The following is a 16,491-nucleotide window of genomic DNA, read 5'->3' as shown; positions in this document are numbered from 1 at the left end:
TGGATGGAATCAGTCGCCTGTGGTTTCCTGGGCGCCAGCGATTTCTTCGGCCTTGATCAGCTTGAAATTGATCTGCCGGCGCTCGTCGTCCACGCCAGCGAAGCTGACGGTAACCCGCTGCTCCAGCTGAAAGATACGGCCGTTCTTGTTATGCACCAGTCGCAGGGTGACCGGGTCAAAACCGTACTTGCCTTCCAGATCCTTGCAGCTGACAAAGCCTTCCAGCCCGTTGCTGTCCAGCCGCACGAAGAAACCGGAGGGCATGGTACGGCTGATGGTGCCCTCCATGGGGTCTTCCGGCAGGGTCTTGGCGAAGTCGGCCTTGAGCCAGGTTTCCAAGGTGTTGGCGGCCTGGCGGGCGCGGAACTGGGTGGCCTGCAGGGCCTCCAGTTGCTGGCTGTTGAGAGGTTTGATGGGGGTATCCCAGAGCGCCGCTTTAATCAGCCGGTGTACATAGAAATCTGAAAACTTGCGCAGCGGTGAGGTAAACGTGGTGTAGGCAGCCAGCCCCATACCCTGGTGGGGCGCGGCGTCAAAGCCCAGCTCGGCCCGGGCCAGTTGGCGGGACAGGATGGCTTTCACTGGTACCTCGGCCTGTGGCTGATCGCTGTGTTTCATCAACGCTTTGAAGCCTTCGGCGGTACTGGCGTCGTGCTCGGCCAGGTGCGGCGCATGACTTTCCAGCAATTTCCGGATGTTGTCGGTGCGGTCGTCCCGCAGGCCCGGGTGCTGGATAAACAGGCCTTTGCCCTGCTGGGTCAGGAAGTCCGCGGCACAGCGGTTTGCGGCCACCATGCTTTCCTCCACCAGCCGGTGGGCTTCGTTTTGCACCGAGGGTTCAATCACCCGAATACGCTTGTTTTCATCCAGGCGCAGGCGGAATTCCGGCCGGTCCTGGCTCAGCAGTGCGTGTTCGGCGCGCCATTTACGCAGGGCAGTGGCGGCCTGATGCAGCTGGTCGAGGCTGTTGGCGACCTCGTCTGGCAGAGCCTTGATCTCGTCGTCTTCCCGGCCTTCGATCAGGTGGGAGACCAGTTCGTAGCTCAGCTTGCCCTTGGAGCGGATCATGGCCTGACGGAAGCTGTAATCGCCCAGGCTGCCGTCGTTATTTACCTGCAGGTCACACACCAAAGCCAGCCTGGCTACATCCGGCATCAGCGAACATAGCCGGGTACTGATGCTGTCGGGCAGCATGGGCAGCGGCTCGCCCGGGAAATAGATGGCGGTGGCCCGGTTGAAGGCTTCTTCCTCGGCCGGACTGCCCGGTTCGATCATCGCCGTTGGGTCGGCAATGGCAATGGACAGCGTCCAGCCAGTGGCATTGGGCGTGGCCATCAGGGCATCGTCCATGTCCTGGGTGCCCGGACTGTCGATGGTCACATAGGGTTGCTCGGTACGGTCTTCCCGGCCCTCGGTATGGGTCGCGACGGATTCTTCAGTCAGGGCATCGGCTTGTTTCTGAACCTCTTCCGGCCAGGCGTCCGCCAGGTCAAAATTGGCCAGGGTGAACGCCCGTTCGATGCCCGGTTGGCCGGCCTTGCCGATGACTCGCAGGACTTTTGCCTGACCTTTACCGTCCTTGATCGGGTGGCGATGGATTTGGCAGTAAATAAAGTCGTCGGGCTCGGCACCCATGCGTTCTTTCGGTGGAATGAAGATCCAGCGGTTGATGCCCGGGGTTTCCGGTGCCACAAAGTGGCCCTTGCCCTTGATCAGGTAGCGGCCAACAAAGGTGGTCAGGTGCGATTCCAGAAGCTCGTCCACCACGCCCTGGGTTTTGCCTTTTTCCACTTCCTGCTCGGTGACGTTCACCCGATCTCCGGGCAGCACCTTCTGCATTTCTTCCGGTGGCAGGAACACATCCCGCCCTTCATCCAGAGCCACAAAGCCAAAGCGCCCGTTGGTGGGCTTGACCGTGCCCGGGAAGACCACCTTGTTCTGCTTGATATCGGTTTTCAGCTGGCGCAACTGATTGAGAGCGTCGGCATTGAGCATGTAGAAAAGACCTGGCTATAAAATGGGTGATGCAGCGGAGTATAACGGTTATGCAGGTGGGAGTCAGATCTGTCAGGCCGGGTGTGTCTCTTCGCCGGTGGCAGCGTGGATACAAACCCGGTTACGCCCCCCGCGTTTGGCCTGATACAGGGCATGATCGGCGTTACGGAGCAAGGTGTCCATATCATCGCCAGGCTGGCTGAAATAGCCACCTACGCTGATGGTGACCGATGTACCTGTACGCTGGCTTTCCTGCTCCACGCTGGTTCGTACCCGGTTGGCGATCTGTTCCAGGGTGTCTTTGTCGCAGGGGGACAGCAGTACCACAAACTCGTCGCCACCCCAGCGGCCCGGGTGGTCGTAGGGGCGAACGGCAGCTTTCAGCCAGAGCGCCACCCGGCACAGAATGTCGTCGCCGGCCTGATGGCCACGGGTGTCGTTGATGGTTTTGAAATGGTCGATGTCCAGCCAGATCAGCCCGAATCCCTTACCCTCGCGTTCGGCCCGCTGGATTTCCTGTTCGATGACTTCATCCAGGCCGCGGCGGTTTTTCAGGCCCGTGAGGGCATCCACCCGTGCCAGCCGATGCAGTTCTTCCGTGCGTTTCGCGACTTTGTGCTCCAACTCGGCGGTGGTATCCCGCATCGTGCGGGTCATCTTTTCAAAGTGGTCCACCAGCCGGCCGATTTCGTTATCCGGTTTGGGCAGGTAGGGCAGGTCAAACCGCCCCTCCCGCAGGCGCATTACCGCAGACTCCAGGCTCAATACCGGTTTGAGAATGCGTGACTGAATGATCAGGTGGAAAGCGATCAGCGAGACCAGCAGCGCCACCAGGAAGACGGCCACCAGAGGCCACAGGTAGCTGGTTGGCACCAGGGCATTCAGATCCAGCAAGGTGATTTCGAACCAGCCTATGGCCGGCAGGAAGGCCACCCCGGCCAGGTGCTTGCGGCCATCAATGGTGACAAACCCGCTTTCCACCGCGCCGTCCTCACCGTTGCGTTGTTTGAGCATCTGCAACATGCCCAGGATCTGCTGTTTGTCCTGGCGATCCTCAAACAGCAGGTCCACGGTGTTCTTCTGGCCTTCGGGTTTGATAATGCTGGCGAAGTCGATGTAATTGTGGTCGCGGTACAGTTGAATGGCGCCGTTGTAGTCCACAAACAACGTGGTGATGCCTTCCTGGCCAATGTCGACAATGTCTTGCAGGAAGGTATCGAGATTGAGACCAGTACCGACCATGCCGAGAATCTCGTTGCTCTCATCACGCATCAGCACGTCAATCCACAATTTGGTAACCCCGAGTTCCTGGTCCGGGTTCACGTTCAGGTGAAAATCCCGGCCTTCTTCGATCAGCTGGAAGAACCAGGCATCATCCGGCTTCTCCGGGTCCAGTACGTAACGGAACTGGTCACCGGCATACTGATTGTCAGCATTGTTGTAGTAATAGTGACCATTCTCCCGCAGGGCAACAAAGTAACTGTTGTCCCGAAAGTTATTGCGGAAGGTTTCCATCTGGCGGATGGCAGCGGAGGTTAGCTCGGAATTGTCCGGGCTGGCGGCCCATTGCAGCAGGGTAGAGGATTGCGCCATTTGCCTGGCCAGGCCGATTTCCCGTTCCAGGGACTGCAACAGTCGGGCGCTGTCGTAACGCACCTGAATTTCAGTAACCTGCTTGCCCCAGCGTTCGATGATGTCTTCTGACAACTCCCGGTAGGCCAGCCAGGAGGCAGACGCCGCGAGAATGATCAGTAACGATGCGAGGCCGAGTAGGCGGGTTTTAAGGCTCAAGCTGAATCCCTGCGAGTAGTTGTTTTGTTTCCAACACCGACGCCCATAATAGAACAGCCAGGAACGACAGTGTAGAAAAAACAGACAGACCCGCAAGCTTCATGGGCGCGCAGCCGGGCCGGCTGCACGCGGATATCCTGACCTGAACGCAAAACGGTCAGTTGTGCTCGGCAAACACCCGGGTTTGGCCTTCCTTGTTGAACAGGATGACCTTGTAGTGATCCTTACGGTCGCCCATCTCCATGCCGGGCGAGCCCATCGGCATACCCGGAACACTGATACCGGTGGCTTTCGGCGCCTCGCTCAGCAGGCGTTTGATATCCTCCGCCGGCACGTGGCCCTCCACCACATAGTCGCCGACAAAGGCGGTGTGGCAGCTACCCAGGCCCGGAATCAACCCGGCGTCCGCCTTGATCTTGCCCATGTCATCGGTATCGGTGGCGGTGACGTCGAACCCGTTTTCTTCCAGGTGGTCGATCCAGTCGCCACAGCAGCCGCAGGTGGGCGATTTGTAGACGTGAATGCTCTGGGCGGCTCCGCCGGCGACGGCTGTGGTACTGAACCCCAGGGCGGCCACCAGGCCAAGGGCTAAGGTGTGTTTTTTCATGGCGGTTACCTCAGTCATGCATGTGTAAACAGAATCATTTGTTCGGGCCGGAGTTGCTGTCGGATAACCAGAACCACCAGACCACGGCAGCCATCAGGGCCAGCCCTGCTGCGTTGACCAGAATTGTCTCCATCAGTTCCACTCCTCTTGCTGAGCCGGGACCTGGCTGGTTTTGAACAGGCGCAGTCGATTGGCGTTGGATACCACCGTCACCGACGACAACGACATGGCAGCCCCGGCCAGGATCGGACTCATCAGAATGCCCCAGACAGGGTAGAGCAGGCCGGCCGCCACGGGAATACCCATTGTGTTGTATACAAACGCCCCGAACAGGTTCTGTTTGATGTTGGTGACTGTCGCCCGGGAAATTTCGATGGCATCCGGCACGCCGTGCAGGGAGCCGCGCATCAGGGTTATGGCTGCGCTTTCAATGGCGACATCGGTGCCGGTGCCAATGGCAAAACCGACATCTGCGGCCGCCAGTGCCGGGGCGTCGTTGATGCCATCGCCGACCATGGCCACGGTGTAGCCTTTACCGCGCATCTCGCTGACCACTTCGGCCTTGTTCTCGGGCAGTACTTCGGCCCGGTAGTCATCAATACCGGTTTTGGCGGCGATGGCCTTGGCGGTGGCATCAACGTCCCCAGTCACCATCATCACCTTGATGCCCGCGTCATGCAGGCGTCGGATGGCGGCTTCGGAATCCGGCTTGATGGCATCGGCTACCCCGATTACGCCAAGCACCTTAGCGCCCAGTGCCAGAAACAACGGCGTGCCGGCTTCTTCGGTAATGGTGTTGGCAGCCGAATCCAGATTGGTCACGTCGATGCCCTCTGTCTCCAGCCAGCGCCGGTTGCCGAGGCGCACCGTCTGGCCATCGAACTGGCCTTGCACGCCCTTACCGTTGAGCGCTTCAAAATCTGTCACGGTTTCAGGCTCTACGCCATCTTCGCTGGCCCGGTTCAGTATCGCCTCTGCCAAAGGGTGTTCGGAGTGGCGCTCCAGCCCGGCTGCCAGCGCCAACAGGGTGTTATCGTTATCATCAACGGCGGTCATCCGTGTGACGGCCGGGTGGCCCTCGGTGATGGTGCCGGTCTTGTCCAGAATCACCAGATCGATCTTGCCGGCGGTCTGCAACGCATCCCCTTGGCGAATCAGCGCGCCATACTCGGCAGCCTTGCCGACGCCCACCATCACCGACATCGGCGTAGCCAGGCCCAGAGCACAGGGGCAGGCAATGATCAGCACGGTGGTGGCCGCTATCATCATGTGAACCACCGCCGGCTCTGGCCCCACGTTGTACCAGACCAGTGCCGCGGCGATGGCAACCAGCATGACCGTGGGCACGAACACCGAGGAAATCTTGTCGGCCAACCGGCCAATGGCCGGTTTCGAGCCCTGGGCTTTTTTCACCAGCTTGATGATCTGCGCCAGCGCCGTCTCGCTGCCGACACGGGTGGCTTCGTAAATGATCGAACCGTGGGTGTTCAGAGTGCCGGCCGACACCTCATCATCCTTCGCCTTGCTCACCGGCATGGGTTCGCCAGTCAGCATGCTTTCGTCGATGCGGGTGTTGCCTTCCACGATCACCCCGTCTACCGGCAACTTCTCTCCGGGCCGAACCCGTATGTGGTCGCCCTTGCGAACCTGCTCAACGGGAAGGTCCTGTTCTTCGCCGTTGCGAATCACCCGGGCGGTCTTGGCCCGCAGGTCCAGTAACCGCCGCACCGCCTCAGAGGTTTTGCCCTTGGCCCGCAGCTCCAATGCCTGGCCCAGGTTGATCAGGCCGATGATCATGGCGGAAGCTTCAAAATACACATGCCGCGCCATCTCCGGCAGCAGCTCCGGCACGCTCGACACCACCATGGAATACAGCCAGGCCGTACCCGTGCCCAGGGCAATCAGGGTATCCATATTGGCATTGTGGTGCTTGAACGCTTTCCAGGCCCCGGTAAAGAAATGCCCGCCGGTGGCGACCATCACACCCAGGGTCAGAACGCCGAAATTGATCCAGGTAAGCTGATTGGCCTCCGTCACCATCATGGTGTCGAAACCCATACCCCAGACCATCAACACCAAGCCGAGGCCCAGACTGATGGCCATCTTCACCAGCAGCACCTTGTACTGCTTTTTATCCTCCGCCTGTCGGCGATCATCAGCGGCGTCGGCATCTTCTATCACACTGGCGCCATAGCCGGCACTTTCCACCGCCTTGATGAGCGCATCCGGCTCGGCCTTGCCGCTGGCCGTAGCCGTGTTATCCGCCAGGTTCATATGAGCATGGGTCACCCCGGGCACCGACAGCAACGCCTTCTCGATACTGGCAACACAGGATGCGCAGGTTGCCCCTGAAACCGACAGCGCAGTCTGATCATCCTTCGCTGCTTCGGCTGCCTGACCAGGTTCAGTTGCCGACTCGGCGGGCGCTTGGCCAGCGCCGGAAGTGCGGTTGTGCGAAGAGGCTGTTTTTGAAGCGCAACAAGACGCAGGCTCTGAATTCGTCAGAGGCTCTGCCGGATACCCCGTTTCCGTTACAACCCGCGCCGCCTCGACCAGATCCACCCCGTCAGGCAAGGCCACCGTCTGCGCGTCTAAATCGACCTCAACCAGCTCGGTACTGCCGGTCATCGGCTCCAGGGCCGTGCGAATCTTCCTGGCACAGCCCTGACAGGTGGCACCGGAAATCGACAGCGCCGGTTTCAGTTCAGGTGCATCACTCATGCTTTGGCTCCTCGCAACAAGACTCGGCCGAGGGATCGTCCCAGTGCTCAATTAACCGACAAATGGTATGCCCATCCGGCGTCCCGTCCGGCATCTCCTGCCAGGCAGCCAACGCCGAAATCATCCGCTTGCGCAACTGCTGCAATTCAGCAATCTCCCGCTCAACCACCACCAACCGCTGCTGAAACACGTCCCGAACCATCGGGCAGGGCGAATGCTGATCATCCGCCCGGGCCAGAATCTGCCGAATCTCCGGCAACGAAAACCCCAACTGCCTGGCTTTACGGGCAAACCGAAGCCGGCGCAGATCTTCGGCATCGTACTGCTGGTAGTTGTTGTCCGGGTTGCGGGTGGGTTGTAACAGACCCTCCCGGGTGTAGAACCGGACGGTATCGGGGTTTACGTTGGCGGCGTTGGCCAGTTCTTTCACTTTCATGGCAGATCACTCACCCAAATTCGCGGATGCAAAAGGAATCCACGACTAAAGTTGGCGGAGTGCTGGTGCGGGGGTAGCCCTTCCGAAAATGCTCGTAGCCATGGATGGCGGAGAGCAAGCGTACAGGGATGTACTTGCAGCGGTTTTCGGAAGGGCTACCCCCGTGCCAGCGCGGCTCACTCGCTACATTGAGGGTAGACTAAAACCTTGGACCAACTCACAGGTCAAAGGTTTTCAGGCAGGATATCAGGAAGAAGAGTTTTTAGAGCGAAGAAACACACCACAAGACTTGCACTGATCAGGCGCCATCAGCTTCGCCTGCCAGCCAATCTTCACGCCACAGACCGGGCATTGAAGCCGCAACTGCAACACAACAATCGGAGCCACCAGCAACACCAGCAAAAACCCGAGCGAACCCCAATCATCGCCGCTGGAAATGCCCAGTTGACTGCTGAACACCAACACCACAATCAGTGCGACAAACGCAAAGATAAAATAATTCTTGTTCCAACGCTCCCAGCGGCGCAGCCTGGCATCCTGCTCCGGAGTCAGATATCTGGCAGACATAAACATCACTCAAAGAAAAAGTTAAAGAGAAGTTTGGGGATCAGAAGCCGCAATTACAAACCCTATTTAACAGTCTGGCTGGTAAACAGAATGCCCTCCGCAAGGGCCGTTTCCAGGTCCTCAGCCGGAATCGGCCGGCTGATCAGATAGCCCTGGGCCAGGTTGCACCGGTGCGTCTTGAGGAAGTTCAGTTGCTCCTCGGTTTCCACGCCCTCGGCCACCACCTGAATGCCGAGGTTGTGGGCAAGATTGATCACGGCCCGGGTGATGACTGCGTCGTCATGGCGCTCGGTCACATCGGTGATAAACGACCGGTCAATTTTCAGCAGATCTACCGGGAAATCCCGCAAATAGCCGAGGGACGAATAGCCCACGCCGAAATCATCAATGGCCAGGTGAACCCCCAGCTGATGCAGACGCGACAACTGATTCAGGTTGTGTTCAATGTTCTGGATGAAGATCTCTTCCGTCAGCTCCACTTCCAGCATGCTCGGGTCCACTTCTTCCGATAACAGGGCATCCCGTACATGTTCCACCAATGATTCATCATCCAGCTCCCGGCCTGAAAGATTTACCGCGATCCTCAGTTGCTCGCAAGCTGTGCCACGCCAATTGGCGAGCTGGCGACAGGCGGCAAGCACCACCCATCGGCCGATCTCGGTAATCCGACCGCTCTCTTCCGCCAGGGGGATGAACTCGATGGGTGCCAAAAGCCCGCGGCGGGGATGCTGCCAGCGGATCAAGGCCTCCACACTGTTGATCTCACCGGTTTGCAGGTTCAGCTGGGGTTGATAAAACAGCACAAACTCGTCGTTGGCCAGGGCCTGGCTCAGATCCTTGTCCAGCTCCAGGCGCATCACCTCACGATCCTGCATGCCTTCGGTGTAGAACTGGTAAGTATTGCGGCCCTGCTCCTTGGCACGGTAAAGGGCAATATCGGCGTTCCGGAGCAGGGTGTCGGCGTCCAGTCCGCTCTGGGGATACACGGCGACACCCATGGTGGCGGTAATGCTGTGGGCATCGCCCTGAACCTCGAATGGTTCTGCAAAGCACTGCTTGATCTGGCCAAGCAGGTGGATCACATCGTCAATGTCGTCGACGTGTTGCTGGCAGATCATGAACTCGTCGCCGCCTGAGTAGGCCACCAGAATCCGCTCATTGCTCAGGCTGTTCAGCCGCTCAGAGACTTTTATCAGCAGTTCGTCGCCAAACTGATGGCCGAGGGAATCGTTGAGCATCTGGAACCGGTCCAGGTCAATCATGACCAGCCCCACCTGGCGCATTTGCCGGTCCGCAATGTTCAGGGTATGGGCCAGGTCTTCCATAAAGAACCGGCGATTGGCCAGGCCAGTGAGGGTGTCGGTGGATTCCAGTCGCTCCAGGTCCACCTGCATGGCGATACGCTGATCAATCTCCCGCTCCAGCTCCCTACGGGTTTTCAAAAGCGCCTGGTTACGCTTGAGGATCAACTGGACAAGCAACGTGGTCAGGCTGGTAAGCAGGCCCATAAACACCAGGCTTGCGAAGGTAAGCATCGGCCAGGAGCTGCGTTGGCTGTCTACCCAGGATTGATTGGGGCGCAGCGTCAGGGTCCAATCCAGAGTGGGGAACTGCACGGGCACGGTGAAACTGAAGCTCCGGGCAATCTCGGTATCTGAATTGAGAACGTAGGCAGGCTCTCCGGAGTCCCGGATTTCTATCTGGAAGTGTTCCAGTACCCGGCTGGTCAGCAACTGCTCGGCCAGAACTTCCATCCTGAACACACCCGCCATGTAGCCGTTATTGGTGTCTCCAGCGCCCACGGGGTAATAAATCACCATGCCCTTGCCGCCTTGGCGAAGATCGATGATACCGGACAGGTCATAGTCACCGGTGGCTGCTGCTTTATCCAGTGCTTCGCGGCGCTGGTCGTTGAACGCCACGTTATAACCCACCACGTCCTGATTGCCAGCCAGCGGTTCCAGCCATCGGATGATGTAGTTGGAATCAATCCACTCGATGGCCTGGTAAACACCAAAATCTTCCAGGTAGTTACGTGCGTCCACGCGCCAGCGAGATTCCGGGGTGTCGGGCTGGGTATACAGTCGATAGGCCATGCGCCCGATGGCCTGAACGTGCACCAGGAATTCCCGCTCCAGGTTATCCGTCAGCGCCCTGGCTTCATTACGGAGGTTGGCTTCGATCTGACGGTTATCCTGCTGGATAAGCCCTTCCCGGAGGCCTGCGGCAATGGCAAGAAAAACCAGAAAAATGACCAGTACAAACACCGGGCTCATAAGCCATCGGACAACAAGGCTGGTACCGGTTTCGGGTTTTGCCACAGTGTACTCCAGATCGTTAAAAGACAGGCTGAACAGGTTTAACGGCCAATCGCGCTTGATTATGAGCCATAGTTATCCTGTTTGGCCATGCCCCATTGAGTCTGGTACTCCGGAAGCGGGTTGGAGCAGTGATGATTGCAGATACACGGAGTCAGGCCTGTTCGACGATGGGCCTGATACCAAGCTTCGGGATCTCCTGTTTCGGGCAGCGGTCCATGACCACCTTCAGCCCGGCGGCTTCGGCGCGGGCGGCACCGGACTCATTAATCACGCCGATCTGCAGCCAGAGTACAGGAATCTTCTGTTCAATAGCCTGGTCAATCACTGCATCGGTACGTTGCGGGGCCAGGAACAGCTCAGCCATGTCTACTGGTTCCGGGAGTGATGCCAGGTCAGCGTACACTGTCTCACCGAGCACTTGCTGGCCGGCCAGGCGCGGATTTACCGGGATCACACGGTAGCCCTGGCGCTGCAGGTATTCCATCACTTCGTGGGAGGGGCGGTTGGTTTTCTCGCTGGCACCAACCAACGCAATGGTACGCACAGATTCGAGAATTTCCCGGATCTGGTCAGGGGCATTGCTGGGCATCGGGGCTGACCTCGAAGAATTAACGATGGGCCTCAAGACAGACAGAGACCGATTCCGCATAGCGTAACGCGTGCGGCTTGTCGATTTCTACCTGTGCCCACTGCACGGCCTGATGCTCCATCACAATTTCGAGAACTTCGTGGGTCAGCCGTTCCAGTAGAGCAAAACTGTTGCCGTCCACATGCCCGATGATTTGCTTGGTGATGGTGCGGTAATTCAGGGCAGCGGAGATTTCGTTCTGGTCAATGGCGGCGGAGGCATCGTAGCGAAGGGTGACGTTGATCACCACATCCTGCTGATTGTTGATCTCTTCTTCCTTGATGCCAATGAAGGCACGCAGCAGAAGGTTCTTGATCCTGACACGGGCCAGGTGATCACCAGTCATGGTTGTCATGATGCCTCCGTTTTCGGCGTCTGGTTCAGCGATTGTTGCCAATCAGGGTAAGAAATTCGGTACGTGTGGCCTGTGATTTCCGGAACTGTCCCAGCATCATCGAGGTTTTCATGCGGGAGTTCTGTTTCTCCACGCCCCGCATCATCATGCACATGTGCTGGGCCTCGATAACCACGGCGACACCTTTGGCATTGGTAACGCTTTCCACCGCTTCCGCGATCTGGCGGGTCAGGTTCTCCTGAATCTGCAGGCGGCGGGCATACATGTCCACAATGCGAGCAAACTTGGACAGGCCCAGTACCCTGCCCTGGGGCAGATAGGCGATGTGGCATTTTCCGATGAACGGCAGCATGTGGTGTTCACACATGCTGTACAGCTCGATGTCCTGGACCACCACCATTTCGTCCATGGCGGATTCAAACACCGCATTATTGACCAGGTCGGCAAGATCCTGCTGGTAACCCCGGGTCAGGAACTGCATGGCCTTGGCGGCCCGCATCGGAGTGTCCTGAAGACCTTCGCGGTCGGCATTTTCGCCGAGGCCTTCAATGATGGCGCGGTAGTGACCAGCAAGGTCGTCCAGAGGTAAGGTCATAATCGTTTCCGGTTTGTGTCTGATAAAGGGCGCAAGCTTAAGGGAATTTTCAGGCCATCTCCACGGTTTACGCCGGTTTGCCCATTATGGACCAGTTCACGGGCAGCGTTTAGTGATATGGCAGCCTGTACGGCTTTGGACTAAAGTGGAGGTTCCGCAGGTATGTTGGGACGAACAAATGGAGCAGGTAATACCCGGTTCACAAATCAGGGCAGACAGCCGCCAGGATACCTATACCCTCGAGGCCTGGCAGCAGGCCGGTAAATGGTTCAGCTACGATGGCCACGCCATCTTCAGTCGCATGGCCGGCAAGGGCTCGCCGCTGGTGCTTCTGCACGGTTTTCCGACCGCCAGCTGGGACTGGAGCCGGTTATGGCCGATGCTGGCGTCCGGCCACCAACTACTGGCTGTCGATATGCTCGGCTTCGGGTTTTCCGACAAGCCCCGCAACTATGTTTACAGTATTGAGGACCAGGCGGATCTGATCCAGGGCTGGATAGAAGGTCTGGGGTTGGATTCGTTGCACCTGTTCGCCCACGACTACGGCTCTTCGGTTGCCCAGGAGCTGTTGGCCAGGGACCAGGAAGGGGCTTTGTCTTTCGACATCACCAGCGTGTGTTTGCTGAACGGTGGTCTGTTTCCCGAGGTGCACAGCCCGCTGTTTATCCAGAAAGTTCTGAAGAGTCCCCTTGGTGGACTGATCAGCCGGGGGCTTACCCGGGGTAGCTTCGAACGGAATTTCCGCCGGTTGTTTGGTGACCGGAATCCTCCGGCCCAGCAGGATCTGGAGGATTTCTGGCATCTTCTCACTTACAACAATGGCCGTGGGATCCTGCATGAACTGATTCAGTTTATGGAGGAACGTCGTTGCCATCGAAATCGCTGGGTGGGGGCTCTGCAGAATGCTCAACAGCCGATGCGCCTGATCTCCGGCGCTGCAGATCCGGTTTCGGGCGCGGCCACGGTGCGGCGCTACCGGGAGTTGATCCGGAATCCGGACGTCATCAGTCTCCGGAATATCGGCCACTACCCGCACTTCGAATCGCCCTGGGATGTATTCAGTGCTTACCGGGATTTCCGCGCCGGGCTTGAGTCCTGATCTTGTTCAAATCGCCGCGCTGGTATCACTGGCCGGGGTTGATGGCCCCGCGGTGTGCGCTGGTTCATTGGATGGCCGGGCCGCATTGACCACCTGATTGCGGCCCTTTGCCTTGGCGTCATACAGCGCCTGATCCGCACGGTTCAGCCAAACCGACCAGGTCTCGCCACGGCACACTTCCGCTACGCTGGCACTGGCGGTCAGCTTTATGTCATCCAGGAACGGCCTGGCACTGATGCTGGTCAGTAACTGATGGGCCAGGGTGTCGGCATCTTTCTGGCGGGTTTCCGGCAACACGACCATGAACTCTTCGCCGCCAATGCGGAACAGCTGATCACTTTCCCGCAGTCGCTTGCGCAGCCGGATGGTCATTTCCTTAAGCACCCGGTCGCCGGCCAGGTGCCCCCAGCGGTCATTGATGGTCTTGAAATAATCCAGATCAATCAGCACCAGGCTGGACACCCTCTCATAGCGCTCCCGCAGCTGAATCTGGCTGTTCAGAATGTCGGCCAGCTGAGAGCGGTTCAGGCAGCCGGTGAGCGGGTCAGTCGTGGCCAGTCGGGTCAGCTCCTGCTGGAGCCTGCCCACCAGCCAGGCGAAGATCATGGCAAACAGGCAACTCAGCCCCAGGGAGAAGGTGATCCGCCAGAAATCGGCTTCGGGAAACTGAAGGAATGACACCACGGCCATGACGCTGACAAAAATGATATTGCAGACAATGGCTTCTTTCAGCGGTAACAGGAAAAACAGTGCGATAGCTGCCGGATAGGCCCAGTAAAGACCGGCGTGACCGTTAATGGACGTCGAGTAGGCCGCGCAGACCACGGCCAGAATCGGAAACAGTCGCCCTTTCAGAAAATAGACGCTGCGCAAGCGCAGGAACAGAATCACCAGCGCTGCGTTGACACAGAACAGAATCAGCAGGGCAGACAGCAGAAAGTTACCGTGTTGCCATTGCACCATCACCAGCGGTGCCACGGCGATAAAGGCCCAGATGTGCAGGTGATACACCAGCTGACGTTTGAAGCCCAATACTGCAAGGGTTGGATTGGTCGCCATGGTATCCGGCGAGGCAAAAAGGTTCACAGCCTACTCCTGCAGCTCATGGCTGGCATACTTCCCTGAAACACTGATGGCTCAAGTCTAGCACGGAGTTATTGGCTGGCCACTGCAGGTTTCGATAAACTCCCGGGACTTCGACCAGAACCGTAAGCAGGAACACGAGATGACCGCAATCCAGATCCGAACACCGGCGCTGACCATCCGGGCTGGGCGACGGGCCCTTCAGCGCCTGAGGGACAAGCCGTTAACACCGGCTGATGTCCACGTGATACCCGGTGCCGCCGGTGGCCCGAAAGCCCTGGGAATCAGCGGTCTGGACAAGGCCATCTTCGGTGACTGGTTACCCCGGGCACCGCAAGAGCGGGTGCTGATTGGCTCGTCCATCGGCAGCTGGCGGTTCGCGGCGATTGCTTCATCCGACGATCCGAAAGGCCAACTGGCCAGGCTGGCGGAACTCTATACCAGCCAGCGTTTTGCCAAAGGTGTCAGTGCCGCCGAGGTATCTCGAAAAAGCGTTCTTTTTCTGGAAGAGTTGCTGGGCGGTCGGGAGGAGTTCATCCTCAACCACCCCTGGTACCGGCTTAATGTGGTGGTTGTGCGCAGCCTGGGCTTGCTGGAACACGACGCCAGGGGCCGCCTGGGTCTGGGCCTGATGAGTGCAATCAGCGCCAATATGGTCAGTCGTCGCCACCTTGGCCGATTCATGGAGCGAGGTATCGTGCACGATGCCCGCATCAGGACGCCGGTGTCCAAGCTGGTGGATTTTCCCAGCCATGAAGTGGCGCTGTCCGCGGACAATCTGCTGCCTGCGCTACTGGCCTCAGCTTCGATTCCGCTGGTTATGTCCGGTGTTCGGAATATTCCCGGAGCCCCGGATGGCGTCTACCGGGATGGCGGGTTGCTGGACTACCACCTGGATCTGCCCTACGAGCAACCGGGCATCATCCTGTACCCGCACTTTACCGACAAGGTAGTGCCGGGTTGGTTTGACAAGACCTTGCCGTGGCGCCGGGGCGATGCCACCCGATTGCAGGATGTGCTGCTGGTCTCTCCGTCCCGGGCGTATCTGGACAGCCTGCCGGACCGCAAACTGCCAGACCGTAAAGACTTCGAAAAGTACCTTGGCGACGATTCAGGCCGTGAACGATCCTGGCGCGCATCCATTGCTGAGAGTGACCGGCTGGGGGACGAGTTTCTCGAACTTGTGGAGAGCGGGCGCCTGCTGGATCAGGTTCAGCCATTGTAGCCATTGGCAATATTGAGTGCGCTCAGTCTGAAGCCTGTCACTCCGTGGATCGGGTCCTTCAGTACCATCACCCGCACCACCGCCGGGACCGTCCGCTCGGCGCTGCGGTGCAACAAATTCACATCTACCCTGGCCAGGGTGGTTTCTTGCCGGGCTGCGGCCAGGCACTGGTAGAACCGTTCACGGTCGGGCTCGGCTAAAAGTTCGCTGAACGGCCGGTTGATAAGATCTGACGGCGCCAGTCCCAGCACATCCGCTACCTGTGCCGATACGAATCCTATCTGCCCCTGTTCATCCAGTTCGCTGACAATGGCTCCCGACAGCGCGACCAGGTCCCGACTGCGGGATTCGCTGTCATTCAGTGCCTGGCGCAGCACGTTTTTCTCGACCTGCAAGTTGGTGATCCGTTGATCAGCGATCCTGTTCAGCCCGGCCAACCGATGACCGTTGTCGTCTTTCCGGGCAGCCTGCCGGCAGAGGGCCAGGGCGAGCAGCGTTGCTACGGCGGTAATCATCCCGCCACTGGCGCCAACGAGCCACCCCATACGCCGTGCCGGCGACGCCAGCAACCGGGAATCCGGCCAGGTGGTCACCATCCAGTGCCGGCCATTGGTCTGCAATTCGGTTCTCAGGGCGTCATTACCCGCCGGATGTCGGGCGCTGCCCAGCTGTATCAGTGGTTTCTTGGTGTGGCGCTCCAGGGTATCGATCCTGAGACTGATGCCGTCATGAAGTCCGGTTGCCAGGGTATCCCGGAGCTCTTGAAGCTGGTCGTCTGCCTGCGATTGCCGGGCAAGATGGACGACCACCTGGCTGACCAGGGATTGGTGCAGGGCCTGATAATGCTGGTGGGCAAGCTGATGAGCCATGTCTGAGGCAAGGCGGGCCGTCAGGAGGCTCAGAATAACGCCGCAGACCAGAATGACCGCCGGGCCCCAGAGCCCGGGCCAGAGGACTGGCCGGCGTGGGCCCGGATCAGGGATGTCAGAGAGGTCGCTGTCCATGCTGAAAGCCTCTGGAGCTGTTACCGAAAGTGTGCCCAGATTACTCTAGACCAGCTCCGGTGCT

Annotated in this window: 14 protein-coding genes; 2 read left to right on the top strand and 12 right to left on the bottom strand. The window is 58.8% G+C overall.

Annotation, left to right across the window (positions count from 1 at the left end; genetic code table 11):
* Positions 1-9 precede the first annotated feature (9 nt).
* From FIV08_RS18570 to folE, 10 genes are all read right to left on the bottom strand, one after another.
* Positions 10-1,995 carry a ribonuclease R family protein gene (locus FIV08_RS18570; protein WP_152439411.1) on the bottom strand — a complete coding sequence of 662 codons (1,986 nt, stop codon included), beginning with the start codon at positions 1,993-1,995 and terminating at the stop codon, positions 10-12.
* A gap of 72 nt (positions 1,996-2,067) precedes the next feature.
* A complete protein-coding gene (locus tag FIV08_RS18565; protein ID WP_152439410.1) occupies positions 2,068-3,786 on the bottom strand; it encodes a GGDEF domain-containing protein in 1,719 nt (572 codons plus the stop codon).
* Between the two features lie 157 nt (positions 3,787-3,943).
* Positions 3,944-4,393: a DUF411 domain-containing protein gene (locus FIV08_RS18560; RefSeq protein ID WP_152439409.1), complete on the bottom strand. Its 450-nt coding sequence runs from the start codon at positions 4,391-4,393 to the stop codon at positions 3,944-3,946.
* Between the two features lie 132 nt (positions 4,394-4,525).
* Positions 4,526-7,114, bottom strand: coding sequence for a heavy metal translocating P-type ATPase (locus tag FIV08_RS18555; RefSeq protein WP_152439408.1), 2,589 nt, complete (start codon positions 7,112-7,114; stop codon positions 4,526-4,528).
* Positions 7,107-7,550 (bottom strand): MerR family transcriptional regulator, encoded by a 444-nt coding sequence (locus FIV08_RS18550; protein WP_152439407.1) that lies wholly within the window; start codon positions 7,548-7,550, stop codon positions 7,107-7,109. The genes FIV08_RS18555 and FIV08_RS18550 overlap by 8 nt, the downstream gene beginning before the upstream one ends.
* A 246-nt stretch (positions 7,551-7,796) precedes the next feature.
* On the bottom strand, positions 7,797-8,117 hold the full coding sequence (locus tag FIV08_RS18545) for a hypothetical protein (RefSeq protein WP_152439406.1): 321 nt from the start codon (positions 8,115-8,117) through the stop codon (positions 7,797-7,799).
* A gap of 62 nt (positions 8,118-8,179) precedes the next feature.
* Complete coding sequence (locus FIV08_RS18540; RefSeq protein ID WP_152439708.1) at positions 8,180-10,393, bottom strand: EAL domain-containing protein; 2,214 nt, start codon at positions 10,391-10,393, stop codon at positions 8,180-8,182.
* 196 nt (positions 10,394-10,589) lie between these two features.
* Positions 10,590-11,027: a CoA-binding protein gene (locus FIV08_RS18535; protein ID WP_152439405.1), complete on the bottom strand. Its 438-nt coding sequence runs from the start codon at positions 11,025-11,027 to the stop codon at positions 10,590-10,592.
* Between the two features lie 19 nt (positions 11,028-11,046).
* Positions 11,047-11,421, bottom strand: coding sequence for a dihydroneopterin triphosphate 2'-epimerase (folX, locus tag FIV08_RS18530; RefSeq protein ID WP_152439404.1), 375 nt, complete (start codon positions 11,419-11,421; stop codon positions 11,047-11,049).
* Between the two features lie 25 nt (positions 11,422-11,446).
* Positions 11,447-12,016 (bottom strand): GTP cyclohydrolase I FolE, encoded by a 570-nt coding sequence (folE, locus tag FIV08_RS18525; protein WP_058090792.1) that lies wholly within the window; start codon positions 12,014-12,016, stop codon positions 11,447-11,449.
* Positions 12,017-12,194: 178 nt separating this feature from the next.
* On the opposite strand from folE, the gene FIV08_RS18520 reads away from it, so the two are divergent.
* Entirely contained in the window at positions 12,195-13,115 is a 921-nt protein-coding gene (locus FIV08_RS18520; RefSeq protein ID WP_152439403.1) for an alpha/beta fold hydrolase, read from the top strand.
* A gap of 6 nt (positions 13,116-13,121) precedes the next feature.
* On the opposite strand, the gene FIV08_RS18515 is transcribed toward FIV08_RS18520, so the two are convergent.
* A complete protein-coding gene (locus tag FIV08_RS18515; RefSeq protein WP_227513146.1) occupies positions 13,122-14,201 on the bottom strand; it encodes a GGDEF domain-containing protein in 1,080 nt (359 codons plus the stop codon).
* A gap of 139 nt (positions 14,202-14,340) precedes the next feature.
* Between FIV08_RS18515 and FIV08_RS18510 the strand changes: the two genes are divergently transcribed.
* The gene (locus FIV08_RS18510) at positions 14,341-15,423 is read left to right on the top strand and encodes a patatin-like phospholipase family protein (RefSeq protein WP_152439402.1); all 1,083 of its coding nucleotides are present in this window, start codon (positions 14,341-14,343) and stop codon (positions 15,421-15,423) included.
* On the opposite strand, the gene FIV08_RS18505 is transcribed toward FIV08_RS18510, so the two are convergent.
* Positions 15,411-16,427 carry a PAS domain-containing protein gene (locus tag FIV08_RS18505; protein WP_152439401.1) on the bottom strand — a complete coding sequence of 339 codons (1,017 nt, stop codon included), beginning with the start codon at positions 16,425-16,427 and terminating at the stop codon, positions 15,411-15,413. The two genes, FIV08_RS18510 and FIV08_RS18505, sit on opposite strands and share 13 nt — an antisense overlap.
* Positions 16,428-16,491 lie beyond the last annotated feature (64 nt).

The sequence above is a fragment of the Marinobacter sp. THAF197a genome, from assembly GCF_009363275.1.
Lineage (GTDB): Bacteria > Pseudomonadota > Gammaproteobacteria > Pseudomonadales > Oleiphilaceae > Marinobacter.
The sequence above is the reverse complement of the archived record's forward strand: the minus strand, read 5'-3'. Positions and strand labels throughout refer to the sequence as shown.